Genomic DNA, 20,527 nt, shown 5'->3' on the forward strand with positions numbered 1-20,527 from the left:
CGCATGAGTTGCCATCACGACCATTCTTCCGTTATGTCCCGCGACCCTGTGTGTGGCATGACGGTTGACCCTGAGGCGGAAAAGCCCGAAGCCGACTACCAGGGCACGACGTACCGATTCTGCGGCCCTGGGTGTCGTGACCGCTTTCAGACGCATCCCGAAGAGTACCTGACGGACGAAGACCCGGTCTGCGGTATGACCGTCGAACGCGCTCGCGCGGCTGGCGTTGAACACCATCAAGGCGAACGTTTTTTCTTCTGCTCCGAACGCTGCGCCGAGCGCTTCAAAGCCGAACCCGACACCTTCCTCGGTGATCGTTCGGCACCGGAACCCATGCCTGAAGGTACGCTCTACACCTGTCCGATGGACCCGGAAATTGTTCAGGAAGGGCCGGGCACCTGCCCCAAATGCGGCATGGCCCTGGAGCCGATGAACCCGGGCGCTGTCGATACTGGGCCAAATCCCGAGTTGATCGATTTCACGCGCCGTTTCTGGGTCAGCGTTGCCTTAGCGGTGCCGTTACTGATTCTGACGATGGGTTCCATGGCCGGATTGCCATTCCGTGACTGGCTGGGTGAACGCCTGGCGATCTGGATTGAACTGGTACTGGCCACGCCAGTGGTGCTCTGGGCGGCTCAACCGTTCTTTGTGCGCGGCTGGAATTCGATCATCAATCGCAGTCCCAATATGTGGACCTTGATCATGCTTGGCGTCGGCGCCGCCTTCGGTTACAGCGTGATCGCCACGCTGGTACCGGGTGCGTTTCCGGATAGCTTCCGCCAGCACGGTGGCCAGGTGGCGGTTTACTTCGAAGCCTCAGCGGTGATCGTGGCGTTGATCTTCCTTGGTCAGCTATTGGAACTGCGTGCTCGTGAGCGAACCGGATCGGCGATCAAAGCCTTAATGGACCTGGCGCCGAAAACCGCGCTGCGCATTAAAGACGATGGTCAGGACGAAGAGGTGTCGCTCGAATCTGTCCGCAGTGGCGACAAACTGCGAGTGCGGCCAGGCGATCGTATCCCGGTTGATGGCGTTGTTGCTGAAGGGCAGTCAGCGGTCGATGAATCCATGATCACAGGAGAGTCGGTGCCGGTCGAAAAAGCCGTTGGCGATGCACTGACCGGTGGCACCTTCAATAAGCAAGGCAGCCTGGTGATGATGGCTGAACGGGTCGGTGATGACACCGTTTTGTCGCAGATCGTCGAGATGGTTGCTAAAGCACAACGCTCGCGAGCGCCCATTCAAGGCCTGGCCGACCGTGTTGCTGCCTGGTTTGTGCCAACCGTCGTGGCGGTTGCTTTAATCGCCTTTGTGGTTTGGTCGCTGGTTGGGCCTGAGCCCAGCTTCGTTTATGCCATCGTGGCCGCCGTGTCGGTGTTGATCATTGCCTGTCCGTGCGCACTGGGCCTGGCGACACCAATGTCGATTATGACCGCCACCGGTCGTGGCGCTCAGGCAGGCGTTCTGATCAAAGATGCCGAGGCGCTGGAGCGGTTTGCGGCCATCGATACCTTGGTGGTCGATAAAACCGGCACCCTGACCGAAGGCCGTCCCAAGCTGACCGACGTGGAACTGACCGATGGCCAGGATCGTCAGCAATTGCTGCGTTGGGTCGCCAGTCTGGAGCGCGGCTCCGAGCATCCATTGGCCGAGGCCTTGGTTGCCGGCGCGAAGGAGGAAGGTGCTGAACCGGTGGATGTCTCCAGTTTCGAATCCATCACCGGCCAGGGCGTGGTCGGTGAGGTGGAAGGTAAGCAGCTGTGGCTGGGCAATCCCGCCTTGTTTGAGCAGCGCGATGTCAGTCTCGATGCGTTGCAGGACATCGCAGAATCACTGCGCCAAGACGGTAAGACAGTCATTTTTGTCGCCGTGGATGGTCAGTTAGCCGGACTGGTTGCTGTCCGCGATCCCATCAAAGCCACCACGGCCGATGCCATTAAGACGCTGGCAAAGCAGGGCGTGCATCTGGTGATGGCGACGGGTGACAACGAAACCACCGCACGGGCCGTCGCACGTGAACTGGGTATCGATGAAATTCGCGCTGGCGTCACCCCGGAAGGTAAACAGCAACTGATCGAAGAGCTGCGCGACCGGGGTCGCAAGGTTGCCATGGCCGGTGACGGCATTAACGATGCGCCCGCGCTGGCAGCGGCTGACGTTGGTATCGCCATGGGCACAGGCGCCGATGTTGCCGTCGAGAGCGCGGGCATTACCTTGATCAAAGGGGATTTGGTCGGACTGGTGCGCGCGCGAAAACTGGCGCGTTCGACCTTGCGCAACATCAAACAGAATCTGTTCTTTGCCTTCGTCTACAACAGCCTCGGCGTGCCTGTCGCGGCGGGTGTGCTGTATCCCTTTGTCGGTGCGCTGTTATCGCCGATGCTGGCCGCCGCTGCCATGAGTCTGTCGTCGGTTTCCGTGATCAGTAATGCGTTGCGCCTGCGTGCACTAAAACTGGGCGATAACGACTAAAGACGTTTTATCTTTTACTGGCGGGCCTGCTAGAGTGGACTCTTCAGCCCGCCGGAACGGTTACTGTGATTACTGACGTCCTGAACTTCGTACTTCCCTATGAATTTTCCTGGTTGGCCGTGGTGTTTTTTGGTACCGCGGCCGTACTCTATGTGCGCGGTTGTCAGGCATTGAAAGAGACCGGGCAGGGTGAACATCCCGGCCGCCAATTGTTGTTCTGGTTAGGCTTGCTGTTGGCCTATACCGTGCTGCACACCCGGTTCGACTATTACGCTCAGTTCATGTTCTTTATTCACCGTGGCCAGCATCTGGTACTGCACCATTTGGCGCCGATTCTGTTGTGTTTGGCGAATCCGTGGCGCGTGCTGGCTGCGGGTGTCCCGGAAGGTCGTTCCCGACTATTACTGGGCAATTTGCTGCAATCCGCCCCGGTTCGCTGGACGTACGCCATCGTTCAATACCCATTGTTTGCCGGTGTGCTGTTTTTCGGTCTGATTTTCTTTTGGCTGGAGCCGGGTATCCATTTCCGCGCCATGCTGGATCAGCAATACTACCTGGTCATGAACTGGAGTATGTGGCTGGAAGGGCTGTTGTTCTGGTGGCTGATTCTGGATCCGCGCCATCCGGAGCAGTCGCGTACACTCGGTTTTGGCAAACGCATCCTGCTGATTTGGTTTGTCACCATTCCCCAGCTGTGGCTGGGTGCCTACATTGCCACCAGCCGCGAGCCCTTATTCGATGTCTACGACGTTTGCGGTCGTGCCTGGCCGATCGACCCAATGAACGATCAACTGCTTGGTGGCATCCTCACCTGGATTCCTCCTGGCATGATGGCCGTACTGACCATGCTGATTGTGTTGCGACGCCTGCTACATGCGTCCAACCGGCCGGCCACTGCCTGATCATTACCTAAGGAGAACGATGTAATGCAACCCTTGTGGAAGCCTGCCGCACTGGTATTCACGGTGCTGGGGCTACTGAGCGCCTGTGGCGGCGAAAAAGTCCAATGGGAAGGCACGGATTTGTCCGGAGTGATGCCGGACCTGGAATTTGAGCTGATCAACGAAGACGGTGATGCGGTGACCGAGAGCGATTACATTGGCCAACCGACGTTGCTGTTTTTCGGCTTTACCAACTGCCCGGACATCTGCCCGGGCACGCTGGCCAGTCTGTCACGCGCGATCGATCGACTGCAGGCGGATCAGCAGGATGATTATCAGGTGTTGTTCGTCAGCGTCGATCCTCAGCGCGATACGCCCGATCGCCTGCGCGAATACACCTCAGCCTTTGGTCCGCAATTTATCGGTCTGACAGGGACCCAGCGGCAGCTAGAGACTCTGAATAAGCGCATGCGCGCGACTTATGGTTATGGCGAGCCCGATGAGAACGGCTTTTACAACGTCTCACACAGTTCTGCGGTGTATGGTTTCGACGCTGAAGGAAAAACGCGGGTGCTGATCAAAAGTGAGTTGCCGACCGACAGAATTTCGGCCGACCTGATGCGCTTGGCGCAGCTTTGATCATCGAGCGGCGGTTGGCTGTTAAGCGCGGCCGCCACTGTCACTGAGAAACATCTTGTCGATTCCCAGCCGTTTTAGCGCCGCGTCATAGCGGGTTTCGATGCCTTCCTCAAAGATCAGGCCCATATCGCCGGGTACCGTCAGCCAGGCATTGCCTTTAAGTTCGCCCTCCAGCTGGCCTGGCGACCAACCGGAACACCCCAGGCAGACCAAATAATCACTGGGACCGCCGCCACGAGCGATGGCTTCGAGAATGTCCGGGCTGGTGGTGATGCTGATATAGCCGTTATTCACCGTGCTGCTCCACGGGCCTTCCTTGGAGTGATGAATGATAAAACCGTGTTCTGGCATCACCGGACCACCGGAATAGACGTGAGTGTCACACAGCACCGGGTCGTCGCATTCAATGTCGAGGGAATCGAACACATCGCCGAGCTTCATGGACGTTAAGCGATTGATGACCAGGCCCATGCAGCCATCGCCATCGTGTTGGAAAAGGTAGGAAACCGTGCCGCTGAACCAAGGGTCGGACATATCCGGCATGGCGACAATAAAGTGGTTGCTGAGGCTGCTGCCATCATCGTGTTGCGTGCTCATGAAGGGGTTCCCAGCGCTGATATCGTTCGCTTTAGTACGCCAGCCCAGTCGGTTTAGGTCAAGCCGATTCAGGTCGGGCGATGAGCACAGTCGGGGCAGGTGGGGTTACGTTTGAATTGAAAGCGGTGCACGCTCATATCGAGCGCATCGACGGTCAGCAACTGTCCGACCAGAGGCTCGCCAATCCCGGCCAGAATTTTAAGCGCTTCGGTGGCTTGAATGGCGCCAATCATACCGACCAGCGGGCCCAGAACACCTGAGGTGGCGCAGCTGACTTCACCATCCTCTCCATCGGGGTAGAGGCAGCGAAAGCACGGACTGTCGTCGCGACGAACGTCAATGCTGGTTGCCTGACCGCTCATACCCAGGGCAGCGCCACTGACCAAGGGTAAACCCAGCTCAATACAGACCACATTGGCATCATAACGACTGGCGAAGCTGTCTGTTCCGATCACCACCAAGTCACAGCCTTGAGCCCATCGATGCAAACCGTCTTGATCGAGTGCCCGATCAATTTCAACCACCTGGCAATCGGGGTTTAAACGTTTGAGGGTCGCCGCTGCGCTGCTTGTTTTAGCCTGGCCAACGCTGTCAGTGGTATGAACGATCTGGCGCTGAAGATTGGTGGCATCGACCGTATCTCCGTCGGCAATACGCAGCTCACCAACGCCGGCTGCCGCCAAATACAACAGAATAGGGCTGCCTAAGCCACCGGCGCCAACCACCAACACCGAGGCATTGCGAATTCGTTGCTGACCCGCGATATCCACCTGCGGAAGCAAGATATGGCGACTATAGCGCAACAGTTCATCGTCGGTGAGATCGGGGAAAGGAGTCATAAGAAAGGAGGGAATAAGGCCCGATGCCATCGGGCCTGAATCATCAACCGGCTTGGTCTTCCGGTACCGCTTCGTCGATTAACTCTTGCAGTTCACCGTTACCCGCCATTTCAGTCACGATGTCGCAGCCGCCAATCAGTTCACCGTTCACCCACAATTGGGGAAAGGTTGGCCAGTTGGCAAATTCTTTCAGTTTTTCGCGAATATCCGGGTTGGACAAAATATCGACATAAGCGAAACGCTTACCGCAATTCATCACCGCCTGAACGGTTTGCGCGGAAAAGCCGCACATGGGCTGATTCGGGTTGCCCTTCATGTACAGCAGCACGGGGTTGCTGGCGATTTGGTCTTTAATGGTGTTGAGGGTCTCGTCGCTCATCTTGCTGCGTCCATTAGTCAATAAGGAGTGGAGTCAATGGCGGCTAGTGTACGCCATTTCTGTCTTCGTGCAGATGGGGATGAGGCGCCTGTTTTCAATGGATGGGATGACAGCACTCGGGCGGCTGGAAAAAATCTGCGCATTGCTGCGCTGTTGCTGCTTCAGTATTATCGAGGGTTTTCCGCGCCGTTGCGCGGTTACGACAATAAACCAGCACAATCATTGAGAGGCAAAACAGCATGGCGGTCAGGCATTTCCTTACACTGAACGACCTGAGCACGGACGAGCTTCGGCATTTGGTCGAACGCGCGATCGAACTCAAAGGCATGTTCAAGCGCGGCACCCGCTATGAGCCGCTGAAAAACCGCGTGCTGGGTATGGTGTTTGAGAAATCCTCAACCCGAACTCGCGTTTCCTTTGAAGCTGGCATGATTCAGCTTGGTGGTGGCGCTATTTTCCTGTCACCGCGTGATACCCAGCTCGGTCGCGGCGAACCGATCGAAGACAGCGCCCGCGTCCTGTCGCAAATGGTCGACGCGGTGATGATCCGCACCTTCGAGCACGAGAAAGTCGCCACCTTTGCCAAATACGCCTCGGTGCCGGTCATCAATGCCCTGACCGACGATTACCACCCGTGCCAGCTGCTGGCCGATATGCAGGCCTACCACGAAGTGCGTGGCCCGATTCAGGGCAAGACCGTCACCTGGATCGGTGATGGCAACAATATGTGTAACTCTTACATCAACGCTGCCCGTCTGTACGATTTCCAGTTGAACATTGCCTGCCCGGAAGGCTACGAGCCCATTCAGTCTCTGGTTGACGAAGCGGGTGATCGGGTGCGTATTCTGCGCGATCCGGCCGAAGCGGTCGAAGGTGCCCACCTGGTTACCACGGACGTCTGGGCCAGCATGGGTCAGGAAGAAGAAGCGCAAGCGCGGTTTAAAGCCTTCGACGGTTTCCAGGTGTCGCCTGCGCTGATGGACAAAGCCGATAAAGAGGCCTTGTTCCTGCATTGCTTACCGGCGCATCGTGGCGAAGAAGTCAGCGAAGACATGCTGGATGACCCACGCGCGGTCGTTTGGGAGCAAGCGGGCAACCGTCTACACGCGCAAAAGGCATTATTGGAGTTTCTGCTCTGCAGTGAGTAATGCGGTGAGTGCTAAACGTATCGTACTGGCCATCCTGGGGATGGCCTTGGCTGTCTCGGTCCGGGCTGATGTCATGTTGGTGACCGGGAATGACTACCCACCCTTTACCGACCAAGACCTGCCCGATGGCGGGCTCAGCACACGCCTGGTTCAGGCCGCATTTGCCGCCACAGGAGCAATGGTCGAGATACATTTCCAACCTTGGTTACGCGGCTACCGTGCCACCCTGAACGGCGACTTTGCCGCGACCTTTCCCTATGTCCACACCGATCAACGCGAATCTGAAATGGTATTTTCAGATCCTTTTATGAACGTCGACACCGTGATAATCAGCCGCGCGACACAGCCACTGGACTACGCGTCGGTGGCGTCGTTGCAGGGCATGGCTTTATGCAGGGCGCAAGGCTGGGGGCTGCCCGCGGCTATTCGCGACGGCATCGACGCAGGGATTATCGAGGTTGTTGATGCGCCGCAATACACCTCTTGCTTTCGCATGCTGCTGGCCGGACGCGTTGATTTTCTACTCAGTAACAACCTGCAATGGGAAGTCCAGGCGCAGGTCAATCATCTGAATCCCGACGATTTCCACCTCGCCACAACGCCGGTTCAACGCAGTCATCATTATTTGATCGCCGCAAAAACCCCGGCCGGGAAAGCCATTATCGAACAGTTCAATACCGGCCTGGCGCGCTTGAAAAACAACGGCGATTTCGGACGTATTGTCAGAGGTTACCCAACCCTGTGGCCGGAAGAGGCTGAAGATTAAACCCGCCTCACTCGTACTTTATATCGAGGAAGGCTGAGATTCCGCACTGGTAATGGAAGCCCGACGACGCGGCCGACGCTCACGCAAACCCAGCCACAGCAACGGCACAACAATTAACAGCGAGCCGAGAATGAAAAACAGGTCCGGTTGCTCGCCAAAGAACACCCAGCCCCCCAGCAACGCCCAAATAAGTCCCGTGTATTCAGCGCTGGTGACCTGATTAGCGGCGACCCAGCGATAGGCCTTCAGCACCGTGACCTGATAGCAGAGGATAAAAAAGGCCGATCCGACACCTGACAGCAGGATTTCGGTCTTCCAAGGGGCGCCTTCAATAAGAGCCAGCAGGACCAAGGTCGGCACCATCAACACATGCACCAGCACCAGTGAATGTACCGTCGATTGGCCCGACGGCAACTTACGCACCAGCAGCACACCGAGCGCCAGCGTAAACGCCACACCGACGGCGCTTAAGGCACCCCAATCAACATTGACCGGACGCAGGATCACCACGATACCAATAAAGCCGCTGAGCACCGCGGTCAGGCTTGGTGCGGTCAAACGCTCGCCGAAAAACAGCAGGCCGAGCAGCATGACCAATAAGGGAGCGGCGTAGAAGACGGCATTGGCGGTCGCCAGTGGCAGGGATTTCAATGCCACCACCATGCAGGCAATACCAAAGATGCTGATATGGGCGCGCAACAGGTGGATTCGCCAGCCTCGCAATAGCTGCTGACGGTCGATCTGACGCATCAAGGGCGACAGAATCACCAGCACGCACAGCGTGCGCACCAGAATAAACTGAAAAATGGGTGCATCGGCGTCCTGAAGCTTGATGATGATGTCCGACACCAGCGCCAAGGCGTTGCCGATTACCAGCAAAAGAATGGCGCTGGGAACCGTCTTACCCGACATATCCTACTCCTGATTAAAACGATGAAGGCGCTCAGTCGCACCAGAGCAGGGCAGTTTAGTGAGACAGTGTCATCACGAGAAATGAGTTATTCTTTTATCTATTAGTTTTTTAGATACTGAGGTTTGCGATGAAATTGCCACCGCTGAAAGCCTTGCCGGTGTTTGAAGCCGTCGCTCGTTTGAACAGCTTTTCACGCGCCGCGGTTGAGCTGAACGTCAGCCAGAGCGCGGTCAGCCATCAAATTCATCAGTTGGAAGCCTATTTGGGCGAGACGCTGTTTCAACGTCAGGGTCGTCGCCTCAGTTTGACCAACGAAGGGCGGGAGTATCAGGAGGCAGTCAGTTCGGCGTTGTTTCAGTTGGAGTGCGCCAGCGAGCAACTGCAAGGCCGAGTGGATACCCGGGTACGGATCGCCATGTACAGCTCTATTGCCGTGCGTTGGTTGATTCCCCGGCTTCCCACACTACAACGGCAGCATCCCCAGCTGGACCTGGCACTGGAAATGATGAACGAGTCGCCGCAATTGTCGGATCGGGTCGCCGACTGTTTTATAACCCTGCAGAACGAACACCGGGGCTTTACCGCCGATCTGCTGTATTGCGAGCGGATGTTCGTGATTGCCAGCCGATCCTTCTGGCAATCCATGTGTGCCGATTGGCAGCAAGCCGGCCTGATTGACAGCAATGAACCGCAGCAAATCGATCCCGCCTGGTTGTTGCGCTACCCCTTGTTATCGACGTATAGCATCTACGACATCCATACCGAAGACTGGCGCCGTTGGTTTGCCCAGGCCGACCTGACGTTGCCAGAGAGCACCCGCGTGCAGCATTTCAGCCATATGTTGATGGCGCTGGAAGCGGCGCGTCATCATCAGGGCCTGGCGTTGACCAACGATTATATGCACAACGTCGATGACGACCCGGATCTGGTGCGCATTCCCTGTCACAGCCTGGTTACCGGCGATCGCTTCTACTTCGCTTTTAAAACGTCACGCCGCCAGGAAGCCGGCATCCGCCTGTTGCGCCAGTGGGTTCGTCAGCAAGCCGTGGCCAGTGGGCTGTTGGAGGTGGACGAATGGGTCGCCCAGCGCTGACGCTAATGACTAATGGTAGTCACGCGAACGCACGCTGAATTCAAGCTCCGCTTCCAGCGCCTCCAGCCGATCGGCCAGCACATGAATGACATCGTTATCGAGCGCTTTTTCCAGCACGCCAGTGACGCGAATCAGGCTGCGAGTGGTCAGCACTTTCAGTGACGACTGCGCCAAGGTCAGTCGCACGATGACGTTGATATTGCCGGTGTCGTCTTCAAGGGTGACGAAGGTGATGCGCGTAGCGGTCTTGGGCATCTGTCGATTAGTCACTAAACCCAGTACCTGAACCGGTATCCGCACCCGTTCAGGCAACGGCAGGCTGTGTTGTTCGGCCAGGCGTTCCAGTCGTGCCTGTTCGGCTTCAGCCAAGACCAGCAGCTGGTCGGCGCAGACGCTGTCGGGTATCTGACCGCGCTCGCGCAGCAACTGCACCGGATGCTGCCCCAGAGTCAGTCCCTGGCTGTGATAGTCCTCAACCAGGTTGTCCATGGCATCGGGGGCGGGTAAGGCGTAGTCAGTCGTCACCGGTTGCTCGAATGCGTCTTTCAACAGTGGTGCCTGAAGGTTAAGCGCTGCACTCTCCCAGCGCGCCTGATGGCGGTTTTCAGACAAAGTGCGGAAGGCATCCGCTGCGGCCAGAGCTTCCAGGTCACGTCGACTTAAGCCGGGAATGCCTTCTAACTGCCGCCAATGTTGAAAACCATCGCTGGGCCGGCAGGCAATGAGTGCGCGCGCCACCGTTTCGTTTAATCCTTTTACCCGACACAGTCCCAGGCGAATGGCCCAATCTTGGTTGCTGGCTTCCAAGGTGGAATCCCACGCGCTGGCGTTAATGTCGACCGGACGGACCTCAACGCCGTGTCGACGCACATCCTGCACTAGCTGCGATGCTGAATAGAAGCCCATCGGCAAGCTGTTCAGCAGTGCGCAGCAGAATGCGGCGGGGTGGTGGTGCTTCAACCAAGACGAGACGTAGGCAATCATCGCGAAACCGGTGGCGTGTGACTCGGGAAAGCCATACTCACCAAAGCCTTCGATCTGCCGATTAATGCGCTGTATGAAGTCTTCGGTATAGCCATTCGCCCTCATATTGGCTTGAAGTTTGTCTCGTAAGTCACTGATATGTCCGGTTTTTTTCCAGCTTGCCATCGAAGATCTCAAGGTGTTGGCTTCATCCGAACTAAAATTGGCCGCCACTCGCGCCAGAGAGATCACCTGTTCCTGAAAAATGGGCACGCCCAGGGTTCGTTCGAGCACATCCTTTAATGCGTCATTGGGATAATCGACCTTTTCCTGTCCCAGCCGGCGACGCAGGTAGGGATGCACCATGTCGCCGTGAATGGGACCCGGGCGCACAATGGCGACCTGGACCACCAGGTCGTAGAACGCCTTGGGTTTGAGCCTTGGCAACATACTCATTTGCGCGCGGGATTCGATCTGGAACACTCCGATGGTATCGGCGCGCTGAATCATGGCGTAGACCTCGGCGTCATCCTGTGGGATGTCCTGCAAACGCAGTGTCTTGCCCTGATGCTGGCGGATCAGGTCCAGCGTCTTGCGCACCGCCGTGAGCATGCCCAGCGCCAGCACATCCACCTTCATCAGGCCGACGGCTTCGAGGTCGTCCTTATCCCACTGGATAACGGTGCGCTCGGCCATAGCCGCGTTTTCGATCGGCACGTAGTCTGCTATGCGCTGATCGGTCAGCACAAAGCCACCCACGTGCTGCGACAGATGGCGCGGAAAGCCCAGAATACCCGCCAGCAATCGCTTAAAGACGCTGATTTGCTGTGCGGACAGGCCCAGCCCTTCGTCCTGAACCAGTTCATCAATCCAGTTTTTGGAGCGATAGCGCCAGCCGTAGTTGGCCAGACGTCGCTCCAGTTGGGCCAGATCGATGCCCAGGGCACGACCCACATCACGCACCGCACTTTTGGGGCGATAACTGATCAGCGTTGCTGCCAAGGCAGCCCGTTTGCGGCCATAACGGCGGTACAAATACTGAATCACTTCTTCACGGCGCTCGTGCTCGAAATCGACATCGATGTCCGGCGGCTCATTGCGTCCTGTGGAGATAAAACGCTCAAACACCAGCTTGCCCGCCACCGGGTCGACCTCGGTAATGCCCAGGCAATAACACACCGCTGAATTGGCCGCCGAACCGCGCCCCTGACACAGAATGCCTTGTGAGCGGGCAAAGCGGACAATGTCATAGACCGTCAGGAAGTAGTGCTCGTAACCTTTCTCACGGATCAGCGCCAGTTCCTTATCAAGCTGTTCTTCAAAGGCTGCGCTGATGCCTTTCGGGTGACGTCGTTTCGCGCCCTGGCGCACCAGTAACCGCAGGTATTCCGGTGCTGTGAATTGGCCCGGTACCAGATCGCTGGGGTAGCTGTAGCTCAATTCACTGAGATCAAAATGGCAACGTTCGGCGATGCGCATCGTTTCGGCCAGCAGTGCAGGGGAATAGAGCGAGCGCAGCTTGTTAAAAGAGCGCAGGTGATTCTCCGCATTGGGCTTAAGGTGGAGCCACACCTGATCCAGTGGTTGCCGATAGTGGATGGCGGTCAATGCATCGTGTAATTCCTTGCGCTGAGGGTGATGCATCAGAACTGCATTGCCGCAAACGGCGGGTACATCAGCGGCTTCAGCGAGCGCTATCGCGCGCCGGGCACGTTCAAAGGCGCCTTCATCAAGCAGGTTTTCAACCAGCACCCAGCAGCGCTCAGGAAAGTCATTTCGGAAACCGTGTAGACGTTTCAGATCATCCGAATGCCCCGATGGCAGCCACAGGCAAAAGCAGTCGTCGAGCCCCTGCGAAAAGTCAGCACGGGTGATGCTGTAGTCGCCTTTACCACAGCGACGCCGGGCGCGAGTGATCAGATGGCAGAGTTGGGCGTAGGCTTGTCGGTTGGGCGCTAACAGCACAACCCCTTGATCATCGAACCGGAACTCACTGCCAATGATCAGTTTCAGACAGACGCGCTTTTCTTTAATGGGCCGCCAGGCTTTGACCACACCTGCGACGGAGCACTCATCGGTCAACGCCAAGGCCTGGTAACCCAGTTCAGCGGCCCGCAGTACCAGCTCATCCGGGTGGGAAGCTCCGCGCAAAAAGCTGTGGTTGCTCAGGCAATGCAGCTCGGCATAGTCGAAGTCTGCGCTCATGCGAAAACGCCTTCGCGGTACCAGCGCCCGTCGCGATGTCGGCTGATCCAGTGATAACTGCGGCTTTTGGGGTGCCAGGCCCGGTAGTAGTCCCGCTGGAATCCGCCCGGTTGCGCCCAGGCGGGCACAGCAATGCGCTCCGGGCCGCTTAGGGCGTGATAATGCGTCGGATCAATGGGCTCTGGTTGGGCCAGCAGTAAGGCCGGCTGGGCGCGAGCATAAGACGCGCCGGTTGTCTGACCAACCGCGACCGGTCGACTGGCCAGAGCCGGGCGCCAATCCGCACCAGCATTGGGTTGTTGAATGGACTGATTGCCCAGCTTGGACGCCAGCATTGCCAACAGATGTTGCGCCTCGGCTTGAGGGCGACGGTCACCCAGCAAATCCTCGTTAATAGCGTCCCGGGCGGTCAGCGCTTCTGCGCGTAAGCCAATGATAAGCACGGGTTCTGGCAGCGTCAGACGTTCCAAGGCCAGCGCCACCAGCACAGCCCAGCTCTGTGAGCCACGTGAGGCGCTATTCAGTTGGATCGTCAGGGGTGTGACGGGCGCTTCGCGATGCGCCAGGCTGAAACAAAGCTTACCCGTGCTCAGTTGGCGGGCGTTTAAATAGGCATCCAGCCCATGCAGCAAGCGTTTGATGGGGAAAATCAGTGCATCGGCGGCGGCCACTTCGTGCCACAACTCAAGGCGTTCATCGTAACAGGGCGGTAACTGAAACCGTTCGCCCAGTTCACGCGGTTTCTGCAGCGCATTCAGGTGATCAATCAGCGCTTGCCCGAAGCGATAGCCCAGCTCAGAGCGCGGAGCCTGGCGCAGCTGCTGTAACGTTTTCAGGCCCATAGCGGCCAGCGAGCGGATATCGCGCGCTTCCAGCGGTAAGGCCAACTGGGTGATGCTCAGCTTAGCCAGCTGTTGTTGTTCAGCCGGTGCATCGATGACCCGCCAGCCAGCGCGGTTTTCTGCCAATAAACGCGCGGCCAGCGGGGTGTGGCCCAGCGCCAGCTGGTAGCCATGTCCGCTGTGCTTTATGGCGCTTTCCAGGACATCGATAAAGGCATCCAGACCGCCGTGCCAGCGCAACATGGAACCTACTTCCAGGCTCAACCCCAAGGGCGCGCATAAGCGGATGTCGGCGCAATATTGATAACAAATCACGGCCAGATTCCGCAGTTGGGCCGCTTCAAGCTCAGCGCTGTAACTGGCCTGGGCGACGTTATCGACCAGACAATACGCCGTCCGCAGTGTCATGCCCGGTTTCACACCCTGTGCCTGCGCCAGCGCATTGCATTGTTTAACCGTTCGGCCATCGCTGGCCGTGAGCAGCACAGACCGGCTTTGCGCCACCTCACCAAAGCGGGCTTCCAGCGCTAATAGCGGGAAGTGCAGATAAAGCCACAGTGACTGATAGGGGCTAGGCATGATGAACCTTACCCCCAGGCTCTTGAATTAAGGGCAGCGTCAATTGAACATCGGCGCCCGGCCAACCGCCGCGGCGTTTGAGTACCCGGCAATGTAAGCGCTCAGCACTGTCTGGCTCGATCAACAACCGCAAGGCCGCCATGGAAGCCTGGTGCTGCAAGCGCGCTGGCCGCAGCAAAAACAAGGGCGCGGCGCTTTTTTCGGCCGCTAACTGCAAGCGCCGTAAACGCCGAGGGTCGAGTTGATCCACCCAGGCCAATACTGCCTGACTGCCACCGCTGCTCAGACTGTGCTCCAGTGTCCAACTCAGTTCTGCTTCGCTTTGGGTCTGACACAGCAGAATTCGATCAAGCTGCAGTCCCCAGTGCGCCAATGCTGAGCCGTGAGGCCGGTAGGGCGCATTGCACCAGATCTGCCAACGCGGATCGCTCTGGCTCAGTTGCGCCAACGCCGGTAACAGAAGTCGCAATTCACCCTGGCCCGAACAGTGGTAAAACAGCTCGGTCATGGCAGCGGCCGGCCAGCCACCGCCGGGTAAAATGGCGTCCAGATCGGACAAACCCGTAGGCAGCGCCGCGAGTTGGTGTTGTGGCCAGTGCTGACCAGACCAGAGGTCGCCGCGTTCGGTTAAAGTCGTCAGTAGAGACATGAAACTGCACACGAATACTGTATATAAATACAGTATAATTGGCGTGGTTTACTTTGCCAGCTGACAGACGTCAGAATTTGTAACTTACCAGCCAGGCCCTGCATTCAATGACCAACCGACACTGGCAACGACATGGCCCGGACCACCGTAACGGTCAAGCGGTCGGCTTTGCTGATATTCGACGACGTTTCGATTTTCGCTCGGTGCGCCTGGGTCGCTGGGTCACGCCAGACGAGCGTGATCGTGCAGCCACGGCTTTTTACGACGCGCTGTGCGATCTGATGGTCATTCTTGGTGGCAATGAAGTGTTGATCGGCCTGCGCGGCACACTCTCATTAGAGTACGGTTTGGGCGGGCAGCTGGGCGTGGCGGCGCACTATATGCCCACCAGTCGCGCCTTTGCGTTGGCCAAGAACGCCGGTCCCGGGAGCATCGCTCACGAATGGTTTCACGCTTTTGACCATTACATCGCCGACAAAGCCTTTATGGGCGCGCCTTCAAGCATGATGGGGTCGCGTGCCTGGCTGGACAGCCGTCCGGCTCAATCCCACCCCCTTAATCAACGATTGTTTGGCTGTTATCAGGCGGTGCTGCTCGATGCCGATGGCAAACAACCCAGCGAACTGTTCCAAGCCTCTGCCCAGGCCGACCGTGAACGCGGGCAGCTCTATTACAGCCAACCAGAGGAACTCTGCGCGCGCGCTTTTGAAGCCTTTGTTGAAGACGCCGGTATCCGTAACGGATTTCTGGTACGCGGCAGTCGTACATCGCCGGAAGCACGCGCCGGTCTCTATCCTCAAGGCGTGGAGCGAGAGCGCATAAAACGGGCGTTCAGTGAGTACTTCAGTCAACTGGGACAGGCTCTTAAACAACAAACCTCAATACCCTAAGCGCACCTAAACAGTTGACATTCGAAATTTCATATATATGTTATTTCGTATATCAGGAGGTGCGTCATGCAATCACCCTTGGCTTTTTACAAATGTCTCGCCGATGACACTCGGCTAAAAACCCTGCTGCTGATCAGTCGGGCAGGGGAGCTCTGCGTCTGCGATATTCAAGACGCACTGCAGCTGAGCCAGCCCAAAGTCTCACGACACCTGGCTGAACTGCGCAAATGTGAACTGGTGACGGACGAACGCCGCGGTAAATGGGTGCATTACCGACTCAATCCCGGCTTGCCCGACTGGGCCCAAGAAGTCCTGAGGGTGACGGTCGCCAACAACACGAACTACTTAAATGACTGCCTGACACGGCTGCCCGAGGGTTGCTGTGAGAGCGATGCCAACCGAACCACTGAAGCCGAGAGCTGCTGATGAAGATTCTCTATATCTGCACCCATAACCGCTGCCGCAGCATTCTGTGTGAAGCCATCACCCGGGCACACGCGGCAGGGCTGATCGAAGCGCGCAGCGCCGGCAGTCAACCGGCGGGGGAAGTGCACCCCTTGTCGCTCAAATACCTTGCCGAAGCCGGCTACGACACACAAAACCTGAGCAGTCAGTCATGGGATGAGTTTGAGGATTTTGCGCCAGATATCGTGGTCACGGTCTGTGATTCAGCCGCCGGTGAAAGCTGCCCTGTCTGGTTTGGTAAAACGCTGAAGGTGCATTGGGGATTGGACGATCCATCCAAGCATTCGGGCACAGAAGCGGAGGTGGCCGATGCGTTTCGCGCGACCATCCAGATTATTGAGCAACGCGTGAACGCCTTGATAGAACTGTCTCAACAAGCCCCCTCGCAATGGCCAATGAGGCTGACTGAACTGGGAGCACACCATGACCCTCAATGATCTGAACCTGCCTAACCTGGATAGCGAGCAATTCAAGCGCCCGTCGAATGAGCATTTTCAGCGCGACTATGCTGAGCAACCACCGCGTTTCCTGCTGCTATACGGCTCCTTGCGCGAGCGCTCTTACAGCCGCTTGGTGATTGAGGAAAGCGCCCGCTTATTGATCGAAATGGGCGCTGACGTGCGTATTTTTGATCCACACGGCCTGCCATTGCCGGACGAGGACAACATTCAACACCCCAAAGTCCAGCAGCTGCGCGATTGGGTGCAATGGTCCGAAGGTCAGGTTTGGTGTTCACCCGAGCGACATGGTGCCATGACCGGGGTGTTTAAAAGCCAGATTGACTGGATTCCATTATCCTTGGGGGCCGTACGTCCGACTCAGGGCAAAACGCTGGCGGTGATGCAGGTCTGCGGTGGCTCCCAATCGTTTAATGTGGTCAATCAGTTGCGCGTGCTGGGTCGCTGGATGCGCATGATCACCATCCCCAATCAGTCGTCCGTTGCCAAAGTCTTTAATGAGTTCGATGAGAACGACCGCATGAAGCCGTCGAGTTACTACAACCGCATCGTCGATGTCATGGAGGAATTGATGAAATTCACCTTGCTGACGCGCGGGCAGGGGGCTTATCTGGTCGATCGCTATTCCGAACGGGTCGAAAGTGCTGAAGAACTGATGCAACGGGTCAATCAACCGACCACGACGGAGTAACGCATGGGTCTTTTTGAACGCTATCTATCGGTGTGGGTTGGCCTTGCTATTGTGCTGGGTCTGGCACTGGGGTCGGCTTTCCCGTCCTGGTTCGAGTTCCTCGCGGCGTTTGAATACGCTCAGGTCAATGGCGTCATTGCGGTACTGATCTGGCTGATGATCTATCCGATGATGATTCAGGTCGATTTCAGCGCGCTGAAGTACGTCGGACAGAGACCTCAAGGCCTGGTGTTGACGCTTGTCGTCAATTGGCTAATCAAGCCTTTTACCATGGCTGCGCTGGGCTGGTTGTTTTTTCGGGTGTTGTTTGAACCCTGGGTCGACCCTCAATCTGCCGGAGAATACATTGCCGGTATGATTCTCTTGGGTGCTGCGCCCTGTACCGCCATGGTCTTTGTCTGGAGCCAGCTGACGCGGGGCGATGCCAACTACACCCTGGTGCAGGTGTCGCTGAACGACCTGATCCTGATCGTTGCCTATGCCCCCATTACCGCTTGGCTGCTGGGATTAAACGACATACAAGTTCCCTGGCAGACGTTGATTTTGTCGGTGTTGCTTTATGTTGTGTTGCCGGTTATTGCCGGTTACTTGACGCGTCAACACCTACAGCGTCAGGGCGATCAACGACTGAATGCGTTTATTCAACGGCTCAAGCCTGGCTCCATTGTGGGTTTAGTGATCACCGTGCTGCTGCTGTTTGGTCTGCAAGCACCGCGCATTCTTGATCAACCTCTGGTGATTGCGCTCATTGCCATCCCTTTGCTGATTCAGACCTATGGCATTTTCGCATTAACCTACGCGTTGGCGCGGCTGATTAAGTTGCCTTACAGCGTAGCCGCGCCAGCCTGCATGATCGGCACCTCCAATTTCTTTGAAATGGCGGTCGCCGTGGCGATCGCCTTGTTCGGTCTGAATTCCGGTGCAGCCCTGGCTACGGTGGTCGGTGTCCTGGTCGAGGTGCCGGTTATGTTGTCGCTGGTGGCCTTTGCTAATCGCACCCAACACTGGTTTCGTACTAATGACTGATGAACTGACGATTCGACAAGCCCTGGCAGACGACGTTGCCGACATTACCGATATCTATAACCGGGGCATAGAATCCGGGCTGGGAACCTTTGAAACTCGTCTGCGGGAGCCCGCGGAGATTGCCGCCTGGCTGGACGACGCTGAACGCTATCCGACGCTGGTGGCCGTTCAGGGCAACTCAGTCACCGGATTCGCTCGGCTTTCGTCCTACCGCGATCGCCCTTGTTACGACGGCATTGCCGAGTTTTCGATTTATCTGACTCCGCAAGTTCAGGGGCAGGGCGTCGGTAGACGACTGCTAACGGAGTTATTAACAACGGCGCGTGCAGCTGGCTTTTATAAGGTGCTATCGCGCATCTTTACCGCCAATGAGGCCAGCCGAGGCCTGTGTCGAAAGCTCGGTTTCCGCGAGGTGGGGATCTACGAACGCCATGGCCAGTTGAACGGTCAATGGCTGGATGTGGTGATTGTCGAATACCTGACTTGAGGCATTCATTATGAGCAAACCGGTGATGAATTCTGACGGATCATGGATACACAGCCGGTTTGCTCAACCCGCTTGCACGCTCTTAAGGCGTCAGCCGCGACTGACCGGCTCGGCCATATACTGCTCGTCGCTTACCGGCTCCATCCAATCCACCGGTTTACCATCCAGCGCTTCGTTAACGGCCACGTGCTGCATCGAGGTTTTGTCCGTAGCGCCATGCCAGTGACGACGACCACAGTTACACCAGATCAAATCACCCGGTCGAACCTCAGTCTTCGGGCCGCCTTCACACTGCGTCCAGCCAACGCCGTCCGTAACCAGTAAAACCTGGCCTAACGGATGGGTGTGCCAGTTTGTCCGCGCGCCTGGCGCAAAACTCACGACGGCCACGCCCACACGAGCAGGCGCAGGGGCATTAAACATCTTCTCGATACGAACCGTACCCGTAAACCAGTCGGCAGGGCCGTCAATGGCGGCTTGGTTACCGGCACGAATCACCTGCATATCTTGATCGGAATCACTCATGCTCAGTCTCTCTTTGTTGATCGAATTGGGGCATTGATCAAAATAGCAGGGCGGGATTTAATTGATTAGATACAAAATACTTAATGCAATATAAAGCAGGGCTTCATAATGAGTGCACCCAGTCTCGACGATTTGGCGGTGTTTGTCAGTGTGGGTCGTGAAGGCAACTTCACCCGGGCGGCGGCACAGTTAGGTGTGTCTCCCTCGTCGGTGAGTCAGACCATCAAAACGCTGGAAGAACAGCTGGGCATTCGGCTGTTAACCCGCACAACCCGCAGCGTTACCCGCACAGAAGCCGGTGAGCGGTTAATGGCATCGTTAGCACCTTTGCTCGATCAAATTGAAGGGCATTTGGCCGCAGTTTCTGATTTACGCAACCATCCGGCGGGCACTGTACGTATCACGGCTGATGAATTTGCGGCTCGTTACGTACTTTGGCCACGCTTAAAGCCCGTGCTGGAAGCCTATCCCGACATCACCATAGAACTGAGCACCGATTACGGCCTGACCGATATTGCTGCGGAGCGTTTCGATGGCGGGGTACGCCTTGGAGACGTCGTGGCCGCCGATATGATCGCCATTCCCATTGCTCCGGATATGCGTCTGGTCACGGTTGCATCGCCAAGCTACCTCAACACTCACTCAGTGCCGGCGACCCCAAATGAACTCACACAACATCGTTGCATTAACTTGCGTCTGCCAACGCAAGGCGGACTCTTTGCCTGGGAATTCAGTCGCGACGGGAAAGAGTTTCAGGTGCGTGTGCAGGGGCCATTGATCATGAACAGCGTTGAGCAAATTCTCGATGCCTGCCTAGCGGGTATCGGCTTGGCGCAGCTACCAGACGGACTGGTGGATGAGGGTTTGCGCAACGGCGATCTCATTGAGGTACTGGCCGACTGGTCGGAACCGTTCAGTGGTTACCATCTGTATTACACCAGTCGTCGCCAACAGACCGCAGCATTTCGTGTCGTACTAGCGGCATTACGACAAACCGTCGTGCCTGAGTCGTTTGAGTGA

The 20,527-nt window shown here is 57.0% G+C and carries 21 protein-coding genes; 13 read left to right on the top strand and 8 right to left on the bottom strand.

The genetic code is table 11. From position 1 onward, the window contains the following. Positions 1-3: 3 nt before the first annotated feature. The 3 genes from BGP77_RS13595 to BGP77_RS13605 all read left to right on the top strand — a co-directional run bounded on the left by BGP77_RS13595 (position 4) and on the right by BGP77_RS13605 (position 3,992). Entirely contained in the window at positions 4-2,472 is a 2,469-nt protein-coding gene (locus BGP77_RS13595) for a heavy metal translocating P-type ATPase (protein WP_108165984.1), read from the top strand. A 65-nt stretch (positions 2,473-2,537) separates the two neighbouring features. Beyond that, positions 2,538-3,374 (top strand): cytochrome c oxidase assembly protein, encoded by an 837-nt coding sequence (locus BGP77_RS13600; protein ID WP_199224277.1) that lies wholly within the window; start codon positions 2,538-2,540, stop codon positions 3,372-3,374. A gap of 24 nt (positions 3,375-3,398) precedes the next feature. Beyond that, complete coding sequence (locus BGP77_RS13605; protein ID WP_108165263.1) at positions 3,399-3,992, top strand: SCO family protein; 594 nt, start codon at positions 3,399-3,401, stop codon at positions 3,990-3,992. Between the two features lie 21 nt (positions 3,993-4,013). Here BGP77_RS13605 and BGP77_RS13610 read toward each other — a convergent pair whose 3' ends face one another. The 3 genes from BGP77_RS13610 to grxD form a co-directional block, all read right to left on the bottom strand. Then, positions 4,014-4,589, bottom strand: a complete 576-nt coding sequence (locus tag BGP77_RS13610; protein ID WP_108165264.1) for a YqgE/AlgH family protein — start codon at positions 4,587-4,589, stop codon at positions 4,014-4,016. A gap of 68 nt (positions 4,590-4,657) precedes the next feature. Beyond that, positions 4,658-5,458, bottom strand: a complete 801-nt coding sequence (locus BGP77_RS13615; protein ID WP_233252361.1) for a HesA/MoeB/ThiF family protein — start codon at positions 5,456-5,458, stop codon at positions 4,658-4,660. A gap of 13 nt (positions 5,459-5,471) precedes the next feature. Further along, positions 5,472-5,807, bottom strand: coding sequence for a Grx4 family monothiol glutaredoxin (gene grxD / locus BGP77_RS13620; protein ID WP_108165266.1), 336 nt, complete (start codon positions 5,805-5,807; stop codon positions 5,472-5,474). Positions 5,808-6,046: 239 nt separating this feature from the next. Between grxD and argF the strand changes: the two genes are divergently transcribed. Together argF and BGP77_RS13630 are read left to right on the top strand one after the other, a co-directional pair. After that, a complete protein-coding gene (gene argF / locus BGP77_RS13625; protein ID WP_108165267.1) occupies positions 6,047-6,955 on the top strand; it encodes an ornithine carbamoyltransferase in 909 nt (302 codons plus the stop codon). Between the two features lie 4 nt (positions 6,956-6,959). After that, entirely contained in the window at positions 6,960-7,721 is a 762-nt protein-coding gene (locus BGP77_RS13630; RefSeq protein WP_158269379.1) for an ABC transporter substrate-binding protein, read from the top strand. A gap of 18 nt (positions 7,722-7,739) precedes the next feature. Here BGP77_RS13630 and BGP77_RS13635 read toward each other — a convergent pair whose 3' ends face one another. Then, entirely contained in the window at positions 7,740-8,633 is an 894-nt protein-coding gene (locus tag BGP77_RS13635) for a DMT family transporter (protein WP_108165269.1), read from the bottom strand. Positions 8,634-8,761: 128 nt separating this feature from the next. Here BGP77_RS13635 and BGP77_RS13640 point away from each other — a divergent pair, with 128 nt between their 5' ends. After that, positions 8,762-9,727: a LysR family transcriptional regulator gene (locus tag BGP77_RS13640; protein WP_108165270.1), complete on the top strand. Its 966-nt coding sequence runs from the start codon at positions 8,762-8,764 to the stop codon at positions 9,725-9,727. 9 nt (positions 9,728-9,736) lie between these two features. Here BGP77_RS13640 and BGP77_RS13645 read toward each other — a convergent pair whose 3' ends face one another. Genes BGP77_RS13645 through imuA form a run of 3 tightly spaced genes read right to left on the bottom strand, consistent with a single transcriptional unit; the run spans position 9,737 to position 14,965 of the window. After that, the gene (locus tag BGP77_RS13645) at positions 9,737-12,895 is read right to left on the bottom strand and encodes an error-prone DNA polymerase (protein WP_108165271.1); all 3,159 of its coding nucleotides are present in this window, start codon (positions 12,893-12,895) and stop codon (positions 9,737-9,739) included. After that, complete coding sequence (locus BGP77_RS13650; RefSeq protein ID WP_108165272.1) at positions 12,892-14,316, bottom strand: DNA polymerase Y family protein; 1,425 nt, start codon at positions 14,314-14,316, stop codon at positions 12,892-12,894. The genes BGP77_RS13645 and BGP77_RS13650 overlap by 4 nt, the downstream gene beginning before the upstream one ends. After that, on the bottom strand, positions 14,309-14,965 hold the full coding sequence (gene imuA / locus BGP77_RS13655) for a translesion DNA synthesis-associated protein ImuA (protein WP_108165273.1): 657 nt from the start codon (positions 14,963-14,965) through the stop codon (positions 14,309-14,311). Before imuA ends, BGP77_RS13650 begins: the two co-directional genes overlap by 8 nt. Before the next feature lie 107 nt (positions 14,966-15,072). Here imuA and BGP77_RS13660 point away from each other — a divergent pair, with 107 nt between their 5' ends. From BGP77_RS13660 to BGP77_RS13685, 6 genes are all read left to right on the top strand, one after another. Beyond that, positions 15,073-15,855 carry a CLCA_X family protein gene (locus BGP77_RS13660; protein WP_108165274.1) on the top strand — a complete coding sequence of 261 codons (783 nt, stop codon included), beginning with the start codon at positions 15,073-15,075 and terminating at the stop codon, positions 15,853-15,855. 66 nt (positions 15,856-15,921) lie between these two features. Then, a complete protein-coding gene (locus tag BGP77_RS13665; RefSeq protein WP_108165275.1) occupies positions 15,922-16,281 on the top strand; it encodes a metalloregulator ArsR/SmtB family transcription factor in 360 nt (119 codons plus the stop codon). After that, positions 16,281-16,757, top strand: coding sequence for an arsenate reductase ArsC (locus BGP77_RS13670; protein ID WP_108165276.1), 477 nt, complete (start codon positions 16,281-16,283; stop codon positions 16,755-16,757). The genes BGP77_RS13665 and BGP77_RS13670 overlap by 1 nt, the downstream gene beginning before the upstream one ends. Further along, positions 16,744-17,469 carry an arsenical resistance protein ArsH gene (arsH, locus tag BGP77_RS13675; protein ID WP_108165277.1) on the top strand — a complete coding sequence of 242 codons (726 nt, stop codon included), beginning with the start codon at positions 16,744-16,746 and terminating at the stop codon, positions 17,467-17,469. The genes BGP77_RS13670 and arsH overlap by 14 nt, the downstream gene beginning before the upstream one ends. 3 nt (positions 17,470-17,472) lie before the next feature. Then, positions 17,473-18,495 (top strand): ACR3 family arsenite efflux transporter, encoded by a 1,023-nt coding sequence (arsB, locus tag BGP77_RS13680; protein WP_108165278.1) that lies wholly within the window; start codon positions 17,473-17,475, stop codon positions 18,493-18,495. Next, on the top strand, positions 18,488-18,982 hold the full coding sequence (locus BGP77_RS13685; protein WP_108165279.1) for an arsinothricin resistance N-acetyltransferase ArsN1 family A: 495 nt from the start codon (positions 18,488-18,490) through the stop codon (positions 18,980-18,982). The genes arsB and BGP77_RS13685 overlap by 8 nt, the downstream gene beginning before the upstream one ends. A gap of 90 nt (positions 18,983-19,072) precedes the next feature. Here BGP77_RS13685 and BGP77_RS13690 read toward each other — a convergent pair whose 3' ends face one another. Continuing rightward, entirely contained in the window at positions 19,073-19,507 is a 435-nt protein-coding gene (locus BGP77_RS13690; protein WP_108165280.1) for a cupin domain-containing protein, read from the bottom strand. A gap of 108 nt (positions 19,508-19,615) precedes the next feature. Between BGP77_RS13690 and BGP77_RS13695 the strand changes: the two genes are divergently transcribed. Then, positions 19,616-20,527, top strand: coding sequence for a LysR family transcriptional regulator (locus BGP77_RS13695; RefSeq protein ID WP_108165281.1), 912 nt, complete (start codon positions 19,616-19,618; stop codon positions 20,525-20,527).

Origin of the sequence: Saccharospirillum sp. MSK14-1 (assembly GCF_003054965.1) — a bacterium.
Taxonomy (GTDB): domain Bacteria; phylum Pseudomonadota; class Gammaproteobacteria; order Pseudomonadales; family Natronospirillaceae; genus Saccharospirillum.